At 71.8% G+C, this 18,088-nt stretch carries 13 protein-coding genes; 9 read left to right on the top strand and 4 right to left on the bottom strand.

The features are described from left to right. Nucleotides 1-96: 96 nt before the first annotated feature. From OHU35_RS11355 to OHU35_RS11340, 4 genes are all read right to left on the bottom strand, one after another. Nucleotides 97-2,490 carry a DUF3488 and DUF4129 domain-containing transglutaminase family protein gene (locus tag OHU35_RS11355; protein WP_405505254.1) on the bottom strand — a complete coding sequence of 798 codons (2,394 nt, stop codon included), beginning with the start codon at nucleotides 2,488-2,490 and terminating at the stop codon, nucleotides 97-99. Then, the gene (locus tag OHU35_RS11350) at nucleotides 2,490-3,851 is read right to left on the bottom strand and encodes a DUF58 domain-containing protein (protein WP_405505253.1); all 1,362 of its coding nucleotides are present in this window, start codon (nucleotides 3,849-3,851) and stop codon (nucleotides 2,490-2,492) included. The genes OHU35_RS11355 and OHU35_RS11350 overlap by 1 nt, the downstream gene beginning before the upstream one ends. After that, nucleotides 3,851-4,891, bottom strand: coding sequence for a MoxR family ATPase (locus OHU35_RS11345; RefSeq protein ID WP_189729094.1), 1,041 nt, complete (start codon nucleotides 4,889-4,891; stop codon nucleotides 3,851-3,853). The genes OHU35_RS11350 and OHU35_RS11345 overlap by 1 nt, the downstream gene beginning before the upstream one ends. A gap of 292 nt (nucleotides 4,892-5,183) precedes the next feature. Next, nucleotides 5,184-5,735, bottom strand: coding sequence for a carbonic anhydrase (locus OHU35_RS11340; protein WP_189729092.1), 552 nt, complete (start codon nucleotides 5,733-5,735; stop codon nucleotides 5,184-5,186). A gap of 372 nt (nucleotides 5,736-6,107) precedes the next feature. Here OHU35_RS11340 and rsmH point away from each other — a divergent pair, with 372 nt between their 5' ends. The 9 genes from rsmH (at nucleotide 6,108) to murG (ending at nucleotide 18,078) form a co-directional block, all read left to right on the top strand. Then, nucleotides 6,108-7,064 (top strand): 16S rRNA (cytosine(1402)-N(4))-methyltransferase RsmH, encoded by a 957-nt coding sequence (gene rsmH / locus OHU35_RS11335; protein ID WP_405505252.1) that lies wholly within the window; start codon nucleotides 6,108-6,110, stop codon nucleotides 7,062-7,064. A 46-nt stretch (nucleotides 7,065-7,110) separates the two neighbouring features. Beyond that, nucleotides 7,111-7,560 carry a septum formation initiator family protein gene (locus tag OHU35_RS11330; protein WP_189729088.1) on the top strand — a complete coding sequence of 150 codons (450 nt, stop codon included), beginning with the start codon at nucleotides 7,111-7,113 and terminating at the stop codon, nucleotides 7,558-7,560. Nucleotides 7,561-7,831: 271 nt separating this feature from the next. Next, a complete protein-coding gene (locus OHU35_RS11325; RefSeq protein WP_308400962.1) occupies nucleotides 7,832-9,790 on the top strand; it encodes a penicillin-binding protein 2 in 1,959 nt (652 codons plus the stop codon). 197 nt (nucleotides 9,791-9,987) lie between these two features. Next, entirely contained in the window at nucleotides 9,988-11,508 is a 1,521-nt protein-coding gene (locus OHU35_RS11320) for a UDP-N-acetylmuramoyl-L-alanyl-D-glutamate--2,6-diaminopimelate ligase (RefSeq protein WP_189729084.1), read from the top strand. 28 nt (nucleotides 11,509-11,536) lie between these two features. After that, the gene (gene murF / locus OHU35_RS11315; RefSeq protein ID WP_405505251.1) at nucleotides 11,537-12,952 is read left to right on the top strand and encodes a UDP-N-acetylmuramoyl-tripeptide--D-alanyl-D-alanine ligase; all 1,416 of its coding nucleotides are present in this window, start codon (nucleotides 11,537-11,539) and stop codon (nucleotides 12,950-12,952) included. Then, a complete protein-coding gene (gene mraY, locus OHU35_RS11310) occupies nucleotides 12,952-14,043 on the top strand; it encodes a phospho-N-acetylmuramoyl-pentapeptide-transferase (RefSeq protein ID WP_189729215.1) in 1,092 nt (363 codons plus the stop codon). The genes murF and mraY overlap by 1 nt, the downstream gene beginning before the upstream one ends. Continuing rightward, a complete protein-coding gene (murD, locus tag OHU35_RS11305) occupies nucleotides 14,025-15,464 on the top strand; it encodes a UDP-N-acetylmuramoyl-L-alanine--D-glutamate ligase (protein ID WP_189729080.1) in 1,440 nt (479 codons plus the stop codon). The genes mraY and murD overlap by 19 nt, the downstream gene beginning before the upstream one ends. Nucleotides 15,465-15,609: 145 nt before the next feature. Continuing rightward, nucleotides 15,610-16,974 (top strand): putative lipid II flippase FtsW, encoded by a 1,365-nt coding sequence (ftsW, locus tag OHU35_RS11300; protein ID WP_189729077.1) that lies wholly within the window; start codon nucleotides 15,610-15,612, stop codon nucleotides 16,972-16,974. Nucleotides 16,975-16,980: 6 nt separating this feature from the next. Further along, nucleotides 16,981-18,078: an undecaprenyldiphospho-muramoylpentapeptide beta-N-acetylglucosaminyltransferase gene (murG, locus tag OHU35_RS11295; protein WP_189729075.1), complete on the top strand. Its 1,098-nt coding sequence runs from the start codon at nucleotides 16,981-16,983 to the stop codon at nucleotides 18,076-18,078. Nucleotides 18,079-18,088 lie beyond the last annotated feature (10 nt).

Raw genomic sequence — 18,088 nt, 5'->3', positions numbered from 1 at the left:
CCGGGACTACACGAAGACGCACGTCAGGGGGTGACCACCGACTCGGTGGTCACCCCCTGACGCATGCCGTTGCCGCATGCCATGGGTTCAGCGGGTTCAGCCCTGCTGCCCCGAGGCCTTCCGCCACGTCGGCCGCATCGCCAGGACGCGTTCCCGCACCCCCGACCACCAGGCCGACGCCGTCCACACCACGCGCACGGTGGAGCGCGGTGCGAGGACCGCGCGGAGCCTGGCGCCCCTGCCGACCGCGGCGCTCAGACCCGCTGTCGCACGGCGGACGTCGTCCGCGATGCCTGCCGTCGGGCGGGGCTGGGGCGCGTACAGGACCTGCTCCACCGCGTTCGCCACCCGGTGCACCGAGGCCGCGGCCGTCGCATCGAGCCCGCCCAGTCCGACGATGCGGGCGGCCGCCTTGCGCGGGGTCTGTGACTCGTCCGGCGTGATGCCGAAGTCCCACGCGGTGTCGGTCAGCTCCTGCCAGACGGCCAGCGTGTACAGCGCAGCGTCCGCCTCGCCGCGGCCATGCGCCCCCAGCCGGACCGTGCGCGTCCGCAGGCGCCACAGCATCGGGGCCAGGGGGAGCGCCAGGGCGGCGAGGCCCGCCAGGGCCCAGGCCAGGATCGCGTACCACTTCGGGCCGTCGTCGTCCGTGGGCAGCGCCGCCTGCGGGGACTCGCTCGCGCACCCGCCGTCCAGCTTCTTCTGCTCCGGCGTGCAGCTCTCGCGCGCCGAGGGCGTCGCGGAGGGCGCGGCGGACGACGTCTCGGACGGGCGCGCCGCGTCCGGCACCGAGCTGCCCGGGTCGTCCGGCAGCGTGTACGACGGCATCGAGCCGCGGTTCGGAGTCGGCTCGAAGCGGGTCCAGCCCACGCCCTCGAAGTACAGCTCGGGCCAGGCGTGCGCGTCCCGAAGCCCCACCGACACCGAGCCGTCCGCCTGCGGGGAACCGGGCGCGAAGCCCACCGCGACCCGGGCCGGTATGCCCAGGGAGCGGGCCATCGCCGCCATCGCGAAGGAGAAGTGCACGCAGAAGCCCTGCTTGTCCTTCAGGAAGCGGGCGATCGCCTGCGAGCCGCTGCCGACCTGCACCTGGGTGTCGTACTCGAAGCCACCGGTCACGGCGAACCAGTCCTGCAGCTTGACCGCCTGGTCGTACGGGTCGGCCGCGCCCTCGGTGACCTTGCGGGCCGTGCTCGCCACCACCGACGGCAGCGAGTCGGGCAGCTTGGTGAAATCGCGCCTGATGGACGCCGGCGGCTCCGGCGCCGAGGCCAGCTGCTCCGCCGTCGGCTCCACGTCCAGGCTCTTGACCTGGTACGTCAGGCCTCGGGTGTTCTGGCCGTGGTCGCCTACCAGCGTCATGCCCAGGGGCTCGTAGCGCCAGTTGCCCCGGATGTTCACCCCGCTCGGGGGGTACGGCATGGGCAGCCAGTCCTGGGCGTACCAGTCGGCCGCGGTGATCGTGGTGTCGACCTCCGTGCGCTTCACGTCCGGGCCGAGGCCGACCGGCGTCGGGAAGGTGCCGTCGGGGAGGGCGGTGATGGACCGCCGGGACGGCTTCCAGGTGGTGCCGTCGAAGTCGTCCAGGGACACGATCCGCAGATACAGGTCCGAGACGTCCGGCATCTCGGTCTTCACGGACAGGACCTGCTGGTCCTCGTCCGCGTTCAGGCTGTCCCGCAGCGACACCAGCGGGTTCACGGCGGAGATCGTGCCTCCGCCGCCCGCGCCGGAGCCGGCGCCGGCCCCCACCGAGTCCAGCAGGCCGCCGTTCATCGCGGGCAGGCCGAGCGGGACCACCAGGGCGATGCCCAGCGCGACCACGCCGATGCGCCGGCCGGTGCGGACCGGGGCGACCGCGCCGCTCTGCTCCCCTCCGGCCGTCCGCGAGGCCCCGCCGAAGACCCGGCCCCACTGGGAGAGGCGGTCCCGCCCCTCGGCCAGAAGCAGCATCAGATAGCCGGCCGCCGCGACCAGGAACCACAGCCAGTCCGTGCTCCCGTCGGACAGCCCCGCGGCCACCGAGTACAGCGCGAGCAGCGGCAGCCCGGCCGGGGCGGCGCTGCGGAAGGTCACCGCGAGGGTGTCCACCAGCAGCCCGATGATCAGGACCCCGCCGATGAGCATCAGCCGTATGCCGTCGGACTCCAGGGGGGCCGGGATCGCGTACCGCGCGATGTCGTCCCCGCCCTGCCGGAGCAGGATCGCGAAGCGGTCGAGGGCTTCCGGCCCCGGGACCAGACCGGCGAGGGCCTGTTCACGGGCGAACACGAACGTCAGCAGAAACACCGTGACCACGGCCTGCGCCGCGACCGTCAGCGGCCGGGCCAGCGGCACCCTGCGGGCCGCGGCACCCACGCCCGCCTGCACGCCCAGCAGGAAGGCCGCCTGCACGATCCATGTGGCCGGTTTGACGAGGGGCAGCAGGGCGCACGCGGCCGTCAGTGTGGCCGCCCACGCGCCCAGCGTCAGTCGTATCCGCCCGCTCATCACGGTCCCTCCCCGCCGCCGGCCGCTGCCACGCCTCTGCGCTCCCGGTCCGCCTGTCGCCACAGGTCGTCCAGTGAGGCCCCCCGCGGCACGCCCAGGGTCGTCCAGCCCGCCTCGCGCAGCATGCGCAGCCGCTCCCCGCTCCCGTCCAACGGACCGGGCACGTCACTCGGTTCCCGCATCCAGGTCTCGCTGTCCAGCACGAAGGCGACCGCACCTCCGCCGCGTTGCCGCATCCTGGCCACCACGGCCGCCTGCTCCTCGTCCAGATCGCCGAGGAAGGCCACCAGCAGCCCCTCGTTCCCGCCGCGCAGCACGTCGTAGGCCCGGGACAGGCCCTCGCCGTCGGAGTGGTCGATCACCGCGAGGGTGTCCATCATCAGCCCGGCCGCGTCCGCCGACCCCTGGCTCGCGCCCGCGAAGCCGTCGCCGCCCTCGCCGGGCACCGCGCTGCCGGTGTCGGTCAACAGCCGTACGGAGAAGCCGCGTTCGAGCATGTGCACCAGCACGGACGCGGCGCCCGCCACGGCCCACTCGAAGGCCGCGTCCGGGCCCGCGCCCTGGAAGGCGATGCCCCGGGTGTCGAGCAGCACCGTGCAGCGGGCGCGCTGCGGCTGCTCCTCGCGGCGCACCATCAACTCGCCGTAGCGGGCCGTGGAGCGCCAGTGCACGCGGCGCAGATCGTCGCCGTGGCGGTACCCGCGAGGGATCACGTCGTCCTCGCCGGCCAGCGCGAGCGAACGCTGCCGCCCGTCGCCGTACCCCCTCGCCTCACCGCTGAGGCGCACCGGCGCCAGCGGCTCCACGCGCGGGATCACCGTCAGGTTGTCGTACGTCGAGAAGGACCGGGTCAGCTCGCACATGCCGAACGGGTCGGTCAGGCGCAGCTGGAGCGGGCCCAGCGGGTAGCGCCCGCGCAGGTCGGAGCGCACCCGGTAGGACACCTCGCGGCGGCCGCCCGCCTCCACCCGGTCCAGCACGAAGCGCGGCCGGGGACCGAGCACGTACGGCACCCGGTCCTGGAGCATCAGCAGGCCCGTGGGCAGCCGCGAGACGTTGTCCATCCGCAGGTGGACCCGGGCCTCGCTGCCGGCGGGCACGCGCGCGGGGGAGAGCCGGCGGCTGCCCGCGACCCGGTAGCGCGTGCGGTACAGGACCGTCGCGCACACCAGCGGCAGCACCGCCAGCAGCAGGCCCACGCGCAGCAGGTCGCTCTGCCCGAGCACATAGCTGCAGACGGCGGCCGCGACGCCGGCGGCCAGGAAGGAGCGTCCGCGGGTGGTCAGACCGGCCAGGGCGGTGCGGATGCCGCCTTTCTCGTCCCGGTCGGCCTCCGCGTGCCCCGTCCCCGCGGTGGTCATCACAGCCTCCGCGGCGGCTGCTGGGGATACGCCGGCACACCGCGGCCCAGGCCGCCGAGGCCGCTCTGCTGCTGGGGCGCCGCCGGTACCGGCGTGCGCTGCAGGATCTCCTCGACGACCTGCTCGGCGGTGCGGCGGTTGAGCTGGGCCTGGGCGGTGGGCAGCAGGCGGTGGGCCAGGACGGCGACGGCCAGGGCCTGCACGTCGTCCGGCAGCGCGTACTCCCGGCCGCTGAGGGCCGCTGACGCCTTCGCCGCGCGCAGCAGGTGCAGCGTCGCGCGCGGGGAGGCGCCCAGTCTGAGGTCGGGGTGTGTGCGCGTGGCGCCGACCAGGTCCACGACGTAGCGCCGGACCGGGTCGGCGACGTGCACGCCGCGCACCGCCTCGATCAGCTTGAGGATCTCGTGCGCGTGGGCCACGGGCTGGAGGTCCTCCAGCGGCGAGACGCCGCCGTGCACGTCCAGCATCTGCAACTCGGCCTCCGCGCTGGGGTAGCCGACCGAGACCCGGGCCATGAAACGGTCGCGCTGGGCCTCCGGCAGCGGGTAGGTGCCCTCCATCTCGACGGGGTTCTGCGTCGCCACCACCATGAAGGGGCTGGGCAGCTCGTAGCTGCTGCCGTCGATGGTGACCTGGCGCTCCTCCATCGACTCCAGGAGCGCGGACTGCGTCTTGGGCGAGGCGCGGTTGATCTCGTCGCCGATCACGACCTGCGCGAAGATCGCGCCCGGCTTGAACTCGAAGTCACGGCGCTGCTGGTCCCAGATGGACACACCGGTGATGTCCGACGGCAGCAGGTCGGGCGTGAACTGGATGCGCCGCACCGAGCAGTCGATGGACCGCGCCAGTGCCTTGGCGAGCATCGTCTTGCCGACACCCGGGACGTCCTCGATCAGCAGATGTCCCTCGGCCAGCAGTACGGTCAGCGAGAGCCGTACGACCTCGGGCTTGCCCTCGATCACGCCTTCCACCGACTCCCGCACCCGCTCCACCACGGCGGTCAGATCAGTGAGGCTCGCTCGATCGTCATAGGTCGTCACCCGGCCCTCCTCGGCCTTTCCCGTGCTCCCAGGGAGCACGGGATACCCCATTTTCCCGGGCCGACGCCGCATGACGCGCGCCGGCCCACCCCGAACCACGGACACCACGCGTGAAACGCTCAGCGTGACGTCACTCCCGCATTCTTGCTGCCGTTACCGATTCGTGTCACTCGACTGTGGATAACTGGCCGCGATATGTCGGCCTTGCGACCCTTTCGAACGTGTGACTGACAGGTTTTCGACAGCTGCGCGAGGCCGGCTCCGGGGTGGTGACCAGGAGTGGGTGACCAGGTCAGGAGGCGGGGTCGATCTCCCGCAGCAGGCCGGTCCCGACGTCGTAGACGAATCCGCGGACGTCGTCGGTGTGCGGCAGGAACGGCGAGGTGCGCACGCGCCGCATCGACTGCCGTACGTCCTGGTCGACGTCCTGGAAGGACTCCACCGCCCAGGCCGGGCGCTGGCCGACCTCGGCCTCCAGGTCGCCCCGGAAGTCCTCGGTGAGGGTCTCCATGCCGCAGCCGGTGTGGTGGACGAGGACGACGCTCCGCGTCCCCAGCTTGCGCTGGCTGATGGTGAGGGAGCGGATCACGTCGTCGGTGACGACGCCGCCGGCGTTGCGGATGGTGTGGCAGTCGCCGAGCTCGAGGCCGAGCGTGGCGAGCGGGTCGAGGCGGGCGTCCATGCAGGCCACGACGGCCACGTGCAGGGCGGGCTTGGCGTCCATCCCGGCATGGCCGAAGTCGGCGGCGTACCGGGTGTTGGCGTCGACGATACGGTCCGTGACGGTGCCGCTTCCGGCTATGGCGCTCTCCGAACCCATGGGAACTGATGCAGAAGTCGTCATATCCATGACGGTACTGGTCACGACTGTTCCGGGCTCGCTGTGAGAGAGGACAAAGAACGCCATCGGACCTTGTAGTGAGGTAACCCACAAGGGTGGTGTGCCTGCCGGTCGCGACGCGCAGGCCGGTTGATTGACCGGGAGACACGGTGGACTAAAGTGACGCGAAGCGGGAGGCGAGACTCTCCCCGCTGGACTGATTTTCCCGGAGACCCGGCGACGCCCGGCGATCTCCCCACGTGCGCGGCGCGTACGTACGGCTCGGCCTCCTCCCGCTCCCGGTCGGTTGACGCTTCCGGCGCCGGCGGACCTCCCCTTCAGCAGCGGGCGGGGACCCGGCGGTGCGTAAGCCCGTGCCGGATCTGAGAGGCCCCCTTGAGCCAGAGTCGACACGTTCCGGTGATGCTCCAGCGGTGCCTGGACCTGCTGGCACCCGCCCTGGAGGGCCCGGGCCCGGTGGTCGTCGACTGCACCCTCGGCCTAGGCGGCCACAGCGAGGCACTCCTCGAGCGGTTCCCCGAGGCCCGGCTCGTCGCCCTCGACCGCGACAAGGAGGCCCTGCGCCTGTCCGGCGAGCGCCTCGCGCCCTACGGGGAGCGCGCCACCCTCGTCCACGCCGTGTACGACGAACTGCCCGACGTGCTGCGCAAGCTCGGCATCGCGCGCGTGCAGGGTGTCCTGTTCGACCTGGGCGTCTCCTCCATGCAGCTCGACGAGGCCGACCGAGGCTTCGCCTACGCCCAGGACGCCCCGCTCGACATGCGGATGGACCAGACGACCGGCGCCGGCGCCGCCGAGGTCCTCAACACCTACCCGCCGGGCGAACTCGTCCGCATCCTCCGGGCGTACGGCGAGGAGAAGCAGGCCAAGCGGATCGTGGCCGCGGTCGTGCGCGAGCGCGAGAAGGAGCCGTTCAGCAACAGCGCTCGGCTGGTCGAGCTGATCCGGGACGCCCTGCCGCAGGCCGCCAAGCGCACCGGCGGCAACCCGGCCAAGCGCACCTTCCAGGCGCTGCGCATCGAGGTCAACGGCGAGCTCTCCGTCCTGGAGCGGGCGATCCCGGCCGCCGTGAAGGCGCTCGACGTGGGCGGGCGGATCGCGGTGCTGTCGTACCACTCGCTGGAGGACCGGCTGGTCAAGCACGTGTTCGCGGCGGGCGCCGCCACCACCGCGCCGCCCGGACTGCCCGTCGTGCCCGAGCGCTACCAGCCGCGGCTCAAGCTGCTCACGCGCGGTGCCGAACTCCCCACGGAAGAGGAGATCGCCGAGAACCGGCGCGCGGCACCGGCGCGGTTGCGCGGGGCGCAGCGCATCAGAGAGGACGTCGAGTGAGCCACGTGCAGGGCGGCCGGGTGTTTCCGGACCCGAGGGAGCGTGCGTGAGCAGCAAACCCGAACTGAAGGGGAGGGCGGCACGTCTCGCGCGGCTCTTCCCGACCGGCAAGGCGCAGGCGGCCCGCATGCCGTTCGTGCTCCTCGTGGTCCTCCTCCTCGGCGGCGGTCTCATCGGCCTCCTGGTGCTGAACTCGGCCCTCAGCGAAGGCGCGTTCAAGCTCGACGACCTCCAGCGCGAGACCAAGAGCCTCACCGACGAGGAACAGGCCCTCCAGCGGGACATCGACGCCTACTCCGCCCCCGAGGCCCTCCAGCGCCGCGCCCGCGAGCTCGGCATGGTGCCCGGCGGCGACCCCGCCTTCCTCGACCGCGACGGCACCGTCAAGGGCGTCCCCAGCGCCGCCCCCGGCGCCTGGCAGAGCGCCGCGCACATCCCCCTGGTCCTCGCCCCCGAGGCCATGCCCAACGGCCCCGCTCCGACCCCCGGCAGGTGACGGAAGTGTCCGACAGGGAACCCTCGCGCCGCCGGGTACCGGGTCTCACCGGGCCCCTCTGCCGCCGTGATCCCGGCGTTCGTCCGGCCCTCGGCGCGGTTTCCGCTCGCGGGCTCGCGGCGGCTCGGGTCTTCGGCCGGGTGGCTCGGGTGTCCGCCCGGCGGTCGCCGCTGTGCGCCGCCGGCCCCGAGGCGCGGCGCCCGCCCGGCCGCCCGCCCGCCGCCGTGTCCGTCCGCCCCCAGACCGCTCCGACCCCCGGCAGGTGACGGAAGTGTCCGACAGGGAACCCCCGCGCCGCCGCGTGCCCGGCCCCGCCAGGCCCGCTCGGCCCGATGCCCGGCGGCGTCCCGGCCCCGGTGTCCGTCCGGCCCGGCGGCCGGCCCAGGCCCGGCCTGGGGCGCCCCGGCCGCTGCGGCTGGGCAGCCCCCGGCCCCGGCTGCGCCTGGTCGGGCTCGCGCTGACGCTGGTGATGATCGCCTTCGTCGTACGGCTGTTCCAGGTGCAGGCCGTCGACGCGAGCACCTACGCCGCCAAGGCCGAGCAGAACCGCTACGTCGGGCAGGTGCTGGCCGCGGACCGGGGTGAGATCACCGACCGGTCCGGTGTGGCCCTGGCGACCAGTGAGGACGCCTACGACATCACGGCCGACCCCACGATGTTCGCCCCGGACCACCTGAAGATCGGTGACGGGCCCGAGCAGGCCGCCGCGCTCCTCGCGCCGATCCTGGGCCAGGACCAGGAGGCCCTGGTCAAGAAGCTGCGGCCGGAGAACAAGTCCCTGCGCTACACGAAGCTGGCCTCCCGCCAGACCCCGCAGGTCTGGAAGCAGATCAAGGACCTGAAGTCCGCGCTGGCGAAGAAGTCGGAGACGGAGAAGAACGCGCACAACGTCCTCGCGGGCGTCTTCTCCGTCGGAACCAGCAAGCGCGTGTACCCCAACGGCGACCTCGCCGCCGGGATACTGGGCTGGGTCAACGGCGAGGGCAAGCCCGGCGGCGGCATCGAACTCCAGCTGGACAAGCAGCTGGCCGGCAAGGACGGCAAGATCCGCTACGCCCAGTCCGGCGGCCGTCTCGTCCCCACCGTGGGTTCCACCGAGACACCCGCCGTGCCCGGCAGCGACGTCGAGCTCACCATCGACCGCGACATCCAGTGGGCCGCCCAGAAGGCCATCACCGACCAGGTGAAGGAGTCCGCGGCCGACCGCGGCTACGTCATCGTCCAGGACACCCGCACCGGCCAGATCCTGGCCATGGCCAACTCACCCGGCTTTGACCCCAACGACCTGTCCGACGCCGACTCGGCCGCGCTCGGCAACGCGGCCGTCCAGGACGCCTTCGAGCCCGGCTCCACCGCCAAGGTCATGTCGATGGCCGCCGTCCTCCAGGAGAACACCGCCACCCCGATGACCCACGTCGTCGTGCCCAACCGGCTGCACCGCGGCGATCGGCTCTTCAAGGACGACATCGACCACCCGACCTGGTACCTGACGCTCAACGGCGTCCTCGCCAAGTCGAGCAACATCGGCACCATCCTCGCCACCGGCCAGCTCGGCAAGACCCAGGCCCAGTCCAACAAGGTCCTCTACGACTACCTGCGCAAGTTCGGCCTCGGCAGCTACACCGGCCTCGGCTTCCCCGGCGAGACCAAGGGCATCCTCGCCCCGCCCGACAAGTGGTCGACCTCGCAGCAGTACACGATTCCTTTCGGCCAGGGCGTCTCCCTCAACGCCATGCAGGCGGCGTCCGTGTACTCGACCATCGCCAACGGCGGCGTCCGCGTAGAACCCACCCTCGTCCGCGGCACCAAGGGCCCCGAAGGCCGCTTCACCCCGGCCCCCGAGCCCAAGAAGAACAGGGTCGTCAGCGCCAAGACGGCGAAGACCCTCGCCCAGATGCTGGAGTCCGTCGTGGACGACGAGGAGGGCACCGGCACCAAGGCGCGCATCCCCGGCTACCGCGTCGCGGGCAAGACGGGCACGGCCAACCGCGTGGATCCGGCCACCGGCAAGTACCACGGCTATACCTCGTCGTTCGCCGGCTTCGCCCCCGCCGACAAGCCCCGCGTCACCGTCTACTGCGCCATCCAGAACGCCACCCAGGGCAGCTACTTCGGCGGCCAGATCTGCGGCCCCGTCTACAAGCAGGTCATGGAGTTCGCACTGAAGTCCCTCCAGGTCCCGCCGACCGGAGCCAAGGCCGCGAAGCTGCCCGTCTCCTTCCAGAACTGACCAGAACCGAACCCCGAGCCCTGATCAGCACCGAGCACCACCGAGCCACCAGGACCGCCCCCGTGACAACGATCACCCCCGACCCCGGGAACCAGAGCGCTGCCGCCCCCTCACTTCGCCCGGAGGCGGGTACGCCCGGTACGCTCACCGCCGTGCCACACGCTGATCAGTCCCAAACCACCCAGAAGGGCCATCCCGTGACATACCCCGGGCCGCCCAGGCCGGTGCAGGTCTCCGCCACACCCCTCGCGGAACTCTCCGATCAGCTGGGTGCCCCCGCGCCGGACAGCGCCGCCGAGGTCACGGGCATCACCCACGACTCACGTGCCGTGCGCCCCGGCGACCTGTACGCCGCTCTCCCGGGCGCCCGGCTGCACGGCGCCGACTTCGTCACGCAGGCCGCCGGCCTCGGCGCGGCCGCCGTGCTGACCGACCCCACCGGCGCGGAGCGCGCCGCGGAGTCCGGGCTGCCGGTCCTCGTCGTCGAAGACCCCCGCGCGCGGATGGGCGAGCTGGCCGCCACGATCTACGGCCACCCCGGCCGGGACCTGCTCCAGATCGGGATCACCGGTACCTCCGGCAAGACCACCACCGCCTATCTCGTCGAGGGCGGCCTGAAGACCGTCAGGTCCACCGGCCTGATCGGCACGGTCGAGATGCGCATCGGCGACGAGCGCATCAAGTCCGAGCGGACCACTCCCGAAGCCACCGACCTCCAGGCCCTGTTCGCCGTCATGCGCGAGCGCGGCGTCGACGCGGTCGCCATGGAGGTCTCCAGCCACGCCCTGGTCCTCGGCCGGGTCGACGGCTGTGTCTTCGACATCGGCGTCTTCACCAACCTCAGCCCGGAGCACATGGAGTTCCACTCCGGCATGGAGGACTACTTCCAGGCCAAGGCGCAGCTGTTCACGCCGGAACGCGGCAAACTCGGCGTGGTCAACGTCGACGACGAGTACGGCCGCAGGCTGGCGAACGAGGCCACCGTCCCGGTCGTCACCTACTCCGCCGAGGGCCACCCCGACGCCGACTGGCGCGCCGAGGACGTCGAGGTCGGCCAGCTGGACTCGACCTTCACCGTCATCGGGCCCAAGGGCGAGCGGATCAGCGCCAGGTCGCCGCTGCCGGGTCCCTTCAACGTGGCCAACACCCTCGCCGCGATCGTCGCCCTCGCCGTCGCCGGCCTCGACCCGCAGGCCGCCGCCGACGGTGTCGCCGCCGTACCCGGCGTGCCGGGCCGCCTGGAGCGCGTGGACGCCGGACAGCCCTACCTCGCGGTCGTCGACTACGCCCACAAGACCGATGCCGTCGAGTCCGTGCTGCGCGCCCTGCGCAAGGTCACCGAGGGCAAGGTGCACATCGTCCTCGGCTGCGGCGGCGACCGGGACAAGACCAAGCGCGAGCCCATGGGCGCAGCGGCGGCCCGGCTCGCCGACACCGCCACACTGACCTCCGACAACCCCCGCGGCGAGGACCCCCTCGCGATCCTCGCCACGATGCTCCAGGGCGCGGCGTCCGTGCCCGCGCACGAGCGCGGCGAGGTGCAGGTCTTCGAGGACCGGGCCGCCGCGATCGCCGCCGCCGTCGCCCGCGCCGAACCCGGCGACACCGTGCTGGTCGCGGGCAAGGGCCACGAGCAGGGCCAGGACATCGCCGGGGTGGTCCGTCCCTTCGACGACCGCCAGGTGCTCCGCGAAGCCATCCAGAAGACCCAGGGATGAAAATCCAGAAGACCCAGGGGATGAACTTGTGATCGCCCTCTCCCTCGCCGAGATCGCAGAAGTCGTCGGCGGGCAGACGCACGACATACCGGATCCGTCCGTCCAGGTCACCGGCCCGGTCATCCGTGACTCCCGCGAGGCGGTGCCGGGCAGCCTGTTCGCCGCCTTCGCCGGCGAGCGCGTGGACGGACACGACTACGCGGCGGCGGTCGTCGAGGCGGGAGCGGTGGCCGTGCTCGGCACCCGGCCCGTCGGCGTGCCCGCGATCGTCGTGGACGACGTCCAGACGGCCCTCGGCGCCCTCGCGCGGCACGTCGTACGACGTCTCGGTGCCACCCTCGTCGCCCTGACCGGCTCGGCGGGCAAGACCAGCACCAAGGACCTCATCGCACAGGTGCTCCGGAGCAAGGCGCCGACGGTGTTCACGCCCGGCTCCCTCAACAACGAGATCGGACTGCCGCTGACCGCGCTCAGCGCGACCGAGGAGACCCGGTTCCTCGTCCTGGAGATGGGCGCCCGGGGCATCGGGCACATCAGCTACCTCACCGGTCTGACGCCCCCGAAGGTCGGCCTCGTCCTCAACGTCGGCAGCGCCCACATCGGCGAGTTCGGCGGCCGTGAGCAGATCGCCCAGGCGAAGGGCGAGCTCGTCGAGGCCCTGCCGTCCGAAGCCGAGGGCGGGACCGCCGTCCTCAACGCGGACGACCCCTACGTACGGGCCATGGCCTCCCGTACGAAGGCGAAGGTGATCTTTTTCGGAGAGTCCGGCGAAGCGGACGTTCGCGCCGAGAACGTGCGACTCACGGACACCGGACAGCCCTCGTTCAGGCTTCACACACCCTCCGGTGCAAGTGACGTGACCATGCGCCTGTACGGTGAGCACCACGTGTCGAACGCGCTCGCCGCGGCCGCCGTCGCCCACGAACTGGGCATGTCCGCAGACGAGATCGCCGTGGCGCTCTCCGAGGCGGGCTCCCTCTCCCGCTGGCGGATGGAGGTCACCGAGCGCCCGGACGGCGTGACGATCGTCAACGACGCCTACAACGCGAACCCCGAGTCCATGCGAGCCGCTCTGCGCGCGCTCGCGGCGATGGGCAAGGGGCGGCGGACCTGGGCGGTGCTCGGCAAGATGGCCGAGCTCGGGGACGAGGCTCTCGCCGAGCACGACGCGGTCGGGCGGCTCGCCGTCCGGCTCAACGTCAGCAAGCTCGTCGCGGTCGGTGGCAGGGAAGCCGCCTGGCTGCAACTGGGCGCATATAACGAGGGTTCGTGGGGTGAGGAGTCGGTGCACGTGTCCGACGCACAGGCGGCGGTCGACCTGTTGCGCAGCGAGTTGCGCCCGGGGGACGTCGTGCTCGTGAAGGCGTCCCGTTCGGTCGGTCTCGAGAGCGTGGCGCAGGCGCTCATCGAGTCCGGTGCCGAGGGTGAGGTTTCCGCCCGATGATGAAGCAGATCCTGTTCGCAGGAGTCATTGGCCTCTTCCTGACCCTGGTCGGCACCCCGCTGCTGATCAAGCTGCTCGCCCGCAAGGGCTACGGCCAGTACATCCGCGACGACGGCCCGCGCGAGCACGCCAGCAAGCGCGGTACGCCGACCATGGGCGGTATCGCCTTCATCTTCGCGACGGTCGCCGCGTACTTCCTGGCCAAGGTGATCACGGGCTATCTGGACCCGGAGGCCGACGCGGCGCCGACCTTCTCGGGTCTGCTGGTGCTCGGCCTGATGGTCGGCATGGGCCTGGTCGGCTTCCTCGACGACTACATCAAGATCGTCAAGCGGCGTTCGCTGGGTCTGCGGGCCAAGGCGAAGATGGCCGGCCAGCTGATCGTCGGCATCGGGTTCGCGGTGCTGTCGCTCCAGTTCGCGGACAACCGCGGCAACACCCCCGCCTCCACGAAGCTGTCGTTCATCACGGACTTCGGCTGGACGATCGGCCCCGTGCTGTTCGTGGTCTGGGCGCTGTTCATGATTCTCGCCATGTCGAACGGCGTGAACCTGACCGACGGTCTGGACGGTCTGGCCACCGGCGCCTCGGTGCTGGTCTTCGGCGCCTACACCTTCATCGGCGTCTGGCAGTTCCAGGAGTCCTGCGCCAACGCGCAGACGCTGACCAACCCGGGCGCCTGCTACGAGGTGAGAGACCCGCTCGACCTGGCGGTGGTCGCCTCCGCTCTGATGGGCGCCTGCCTCGGCTTCCTGTGGTGGAACACCTCGCCGGCCAAGATCTTCATGGGTGACACCGGTTCGCTCGCGCTCGGCGGTGTGCTCGCCGGCCTCGCGATCTGCTCCCGCACCGAGCTGCTGATCGCCATCCTCGGCGGCCTCTTCGTCCTGATCACCATGTCCGTGGTGATCCAGGTCGGCTCCTTCCGCCTCACCGGGAAGCGCGTCTTCCGGATGGCGCCACTCCAGCACCACTTCGAACTCAAGGGCTGGTCCGAAGTGCTTGTCGTGGTCCGCTTCTGGATCATTCAGGGCATTTGTGTGATCGTCGGACTAGGCCTCTTCTATGCAGGATGGGCAGCGGACAAGTGACCTCCTCGGAGCCCTTCGCATTCCAGGGCAAGCACATCACCGTCGCCGGGCTCGGCGTCTCCGGCGTCCCGGCGGCCAAGGTGCTGCACGGCCTCGGTGCGATCGTCACGGTCGTCAACGACGGCGCCGACGAGCGCGCCCGGGCGCAGGCGGCCGAGCTGGAGGCGCTCGGCATCACCGTGCGCCTCGGCGACGGCGACACGCTGCCCGAGGGCTCCGAACTGATCGTCACCGCGCCCGGCTGGAAGCCGGACAAGCCGCTGTTCGCGGCGGCCGAGCGGGCGGGCGTCCCCGTCTGGGGCGATGTCGAACTGGCCTGGCGCCTGCGCGGCCCCGACGCGGCCCCGTGGCTCGCCGTCACCGGCACCAACGGGAAGACCACCACCGTCCAGATGCTGGCGTCGATCCTGGAGGCGGCGGGCCTGCGCACCGCCGCCGTCGGCAACATCGGCGTCTCGCTCCTGGACGCGGTGCTCGGCGAGGAGCGGTACGACGTGCTCGCCGTGGAGCTGTCCAGCTACCAGCTGCACTGGGCGCCGTCGCTGCGCGCCCACTCGGCGGCCGTGCTGAACCTCGCCCCGGACCACCTCGACTGGCACGGCTCCATGGAGGCGTACGCCGCCGACAAGGGCCGTATCTACGAGGGCAATCACGTCGCCTGCGTCTACAACGTCGCCGACAAGGCGACCGAGGACCTGGTCCGCGAGGCCGACGTCGAGGAGGGCTGCCGGGCCGTCGGCTTCACCCTCGGCACGCCCGCGCCCTCCCAACTCGGTGTCGTGGAGGGCATCCTGGTCGACCGCGCCTTCGTCGAGGACCGGCAGAAGAACGCCCAGGAGCTCGCCGAGGTCGCCGACGTGAACCCGCCGGCCCCGCACAACATCGCCAACGCCCTCGCGGCGGCGGCCCTCGCCCGGGCCTACGGCGTGCCCGCCAAGGCCGTACGGGACGGTCTGCGGGCCTTCACCCCGGACGCCCACCGCATCGCGCACGTGGCCGACGTGGACGGCGTCGCGTACGTCGACGACTCCAAGGCCACCAACACGCATGCGGCGGAAGCCTCGTTGGCGGCGTACGAGCCGATCGTGTGGATCGCGGGCGGGCTCGCGAAGGGTGCCGTCTTCGACGAGCTGGTGGCCAAGTCGGCGCGGCGGCTGCGCGGGGCCGTGCTGATCGGCGCGGACCGGGCGCTCATCCGCGAAGCCCTGGCGCGACACGCCCCGGAAGTACCCGTCGTCGACCTCGACCGGACCGACACTGGGGCGATGCTCCAGGCTGTCCAGGAGGCGCGGCGGCTCGCACAGCCCGGCGACACGGTGCTGCTGGCCCCGGCCTGCGCCTCGATGGACATGTTCACCAACTACAACAAGCGTGGTGACGCGTTCGCGGAGGCGGTTCGCGAACTCGGCGCGGGCACCTGACGGTCGGTCTCGGCCACGACGGGTGCTTCGGGACCCATGGAGGGACGCGTGACTCGGATGTGGCCCGAGACGAACCGGCGGACACCCGCCGCCGACCGGGGGCCGACGCCCCCACCCCTGCCACGCGCTCTCGCAGGAGCCGTCCATGCCCGGTAGCCGTACCGGAGGGCCGCCCGCTCAGCGGCCCGTCCGTCGGCCCGCCGCGCCCCGGGCCGCGCGCGAGAGCGGTGTCCTGGCCCTGTACCTGCGGGCGCGCAGGGGCTGGGACCGGCCGCTGACCGCCTACTATCTGATCTTCGGCGGCAGCCTGCTGATCACGGTGCTGGGGCTGGTGATGGTCTACTCGGCCTCCCAGATCACCGCGCTGCAGATGTCACTGCCGGGCTCGTACTTCTTCCGCAAGCAGCTGCTCGCGGCGGTGATCGGCGCCGGACTGCTGTTCGCCGCCTCACGGATGCCGGTGAAGCTGCACCGGGCGCTGGCCTACCCCATCCTCGCGGGCGCCGTCTTCCTGATGACCCTGGTGCAGATCCCGGGGATAGGAGTGTCGGTCAACGGCAACCAGAACTGGATCGCGGTCGGCGGCTCCTTCCAGATCCAGCCCAGCGAGTTCGGCAAGCTCGCCCTCGTGCTGTGGGGCGCCGACCTGCTCGCCCGCAAGCAGGACAAGAAGCTGCTGACCCAGTGGAAGCACATGCTCGTCCCGCTGGTGCCGGCCGCCTTCATGCTGCTCGGGCTGATCATGATCGGCGGCGACATGGGCACGGCGATCATTCTCACAGCCATCCTGTTCGGCCTGCTCTGGCTGGCCGGCGCGCCCACACGGCTGTTCGCCGGTGTGCTGTCGATCGCCGCCGTGCTGGGCCTGATCCTCATCAAGACCAGCGCCAACCGCATGGCCCGACTGCAGTGCCTCGGCGCCACCGAACCCCAGTCGGGCCCCGTCGACTGCTGGCAGGCCGTACACGGCATCTACGCCCTGGCCTCGGGCGGAATCTTCGGCTCCGGGCTGGGTGCGAGTGTGGAGAAATGGGGCCAACTCCCCGAAGCCCACACCGACTTCATCTTCGCCGTCACCGGTGAGGAACTGGGCCTGGCGGGGACGCTGTCGGTACTCGCCCTCTTCGCGGCTCTAGGCTATGCGGGTATCCGCGTGGCCGGACGCACGGAGGACCCCTTCGTGAGGTATGCCGCGGGAGGCGTGACTACCTGGATCACGGCCCAGGCCGTGATCAACATCGGTGCGGTGCTCGGTCTGCTGCCGATCGCCGGCGTCCCCCTCCCGCTGTTCTCCTACGGGGGATCAGCCCTGCTGCCGACCATGTTCGCCATCGGGCTGCTGATCGCCTTCGCACGCGACGAGCCCGCTGCGCGGGCGGCGCTTGCGATGCGGCAACCCCGCTTTGGTAGAAAGCGGGGGGCTGGGGGCACCGGTTCCATTCGGAGTCCCCGGAGATGGAACACGATGCGACGACGTGCCTCGGCGGCGCGCTCGTCCGGAGAGCGGTGAATTTCGGTGCATGTCGTACTCGCCGGCGGAGGAACCGCGGGCCACATCGAGCCCGCGCTCGCCCTCGCGGACGCCCTGCGCAGGCAGGATCCGAGCGTGGGCATCACGGCCCTGGGAACGGAGCGCGGCCTCGAGACACGTCTCGTACCCGAGCGTGGGTACGAACTCGCGCTGATCCCCGCCGTACCGCTGCCGCGCAAGCCCACCCCCGAGCTGATCACCGTCCCGGGCCGGCTGCGCGGGACGATCAAGGCGACCGAGCAGATCCTGGAGCGCACCAAGGCGGACGCGGTGGTCGGCTTCGGCGGCTACGTCGCCCTGCCCGGCTACCTCGCGGCCAAGCGCCTCGGCGTGCCGATCGTCATCCACGAGGCCAACGCCCGCCCGGGCCTGGCCAACAAGATCGGCTCGCGCTACGCAAGCCAGGTCGCCGTCTCCACCCCGGACAGCAAGCTGCGCAACTCCCGTTACATCGGCATCCCGCTGCGCCGCTCCATCGCCACCCTGGACCGGGCCGCCGTACGCCCCGAGGCCCGGGCCGCCTTCGGTCTCGACCCGAACCTGCCCACGCTGCTGGTCACCGGCGGCTCCCAGGGTGCCCGGCGGCTGAACGAGGTCGTCCAGCAGGTCGCGCCCTGGCTCCAGCAGGCCGGAATCCAGATCCTGCACGCGGTCGGTCCGAAGAACGAACTGCCGCAGGTCCACCAGATGCCGGGAATGCCCCCCTACATCCCGGTAAGTTATCTGGACCGGATGGACCTCGCGTACGCCGCGGCGGACATGATGCTCTGCCGCGCGGGCGCGATGACCGTCGCCGAACTCTCCGCCGTCGGGCTCCCGGCCGCCTACGTCCCGCTGCCCATCGGCAACGGCGAACAGCGGCTCAACGCCCAGCCGGTGGTCAAGGCCGGCGGCGGTCTGCTGGTCGACGACGCGGAGCTGACCCCCGAGTGGGTCCAGCAGAACGTCCTGCCCGTGCTCGCCGACCCGCACCGGCTGTACCAGATGTCCCGCAGCGCCGCCGAGTTCGGCCGCCGGGACGCCGACGACCTGCTCGTCGGCATGGTGTACGAGGCGATCGCCGCCAGTCGTGCACACCGCTAGGACTGTATGA

The organism is Streptomyces purpurascens (assembly GCF_045040895.1).
Lineage (GTDB): Bacteria > Actinomycetota > Actinomycetes > Streptomycetales > Streptomycetaceae > Streptomyces > Streptomyces purpurascens.
Note: the sequence above shows the minus strand (reverse complement) of the source record. Positions and strands in the feature narration are given on the sequence as shown.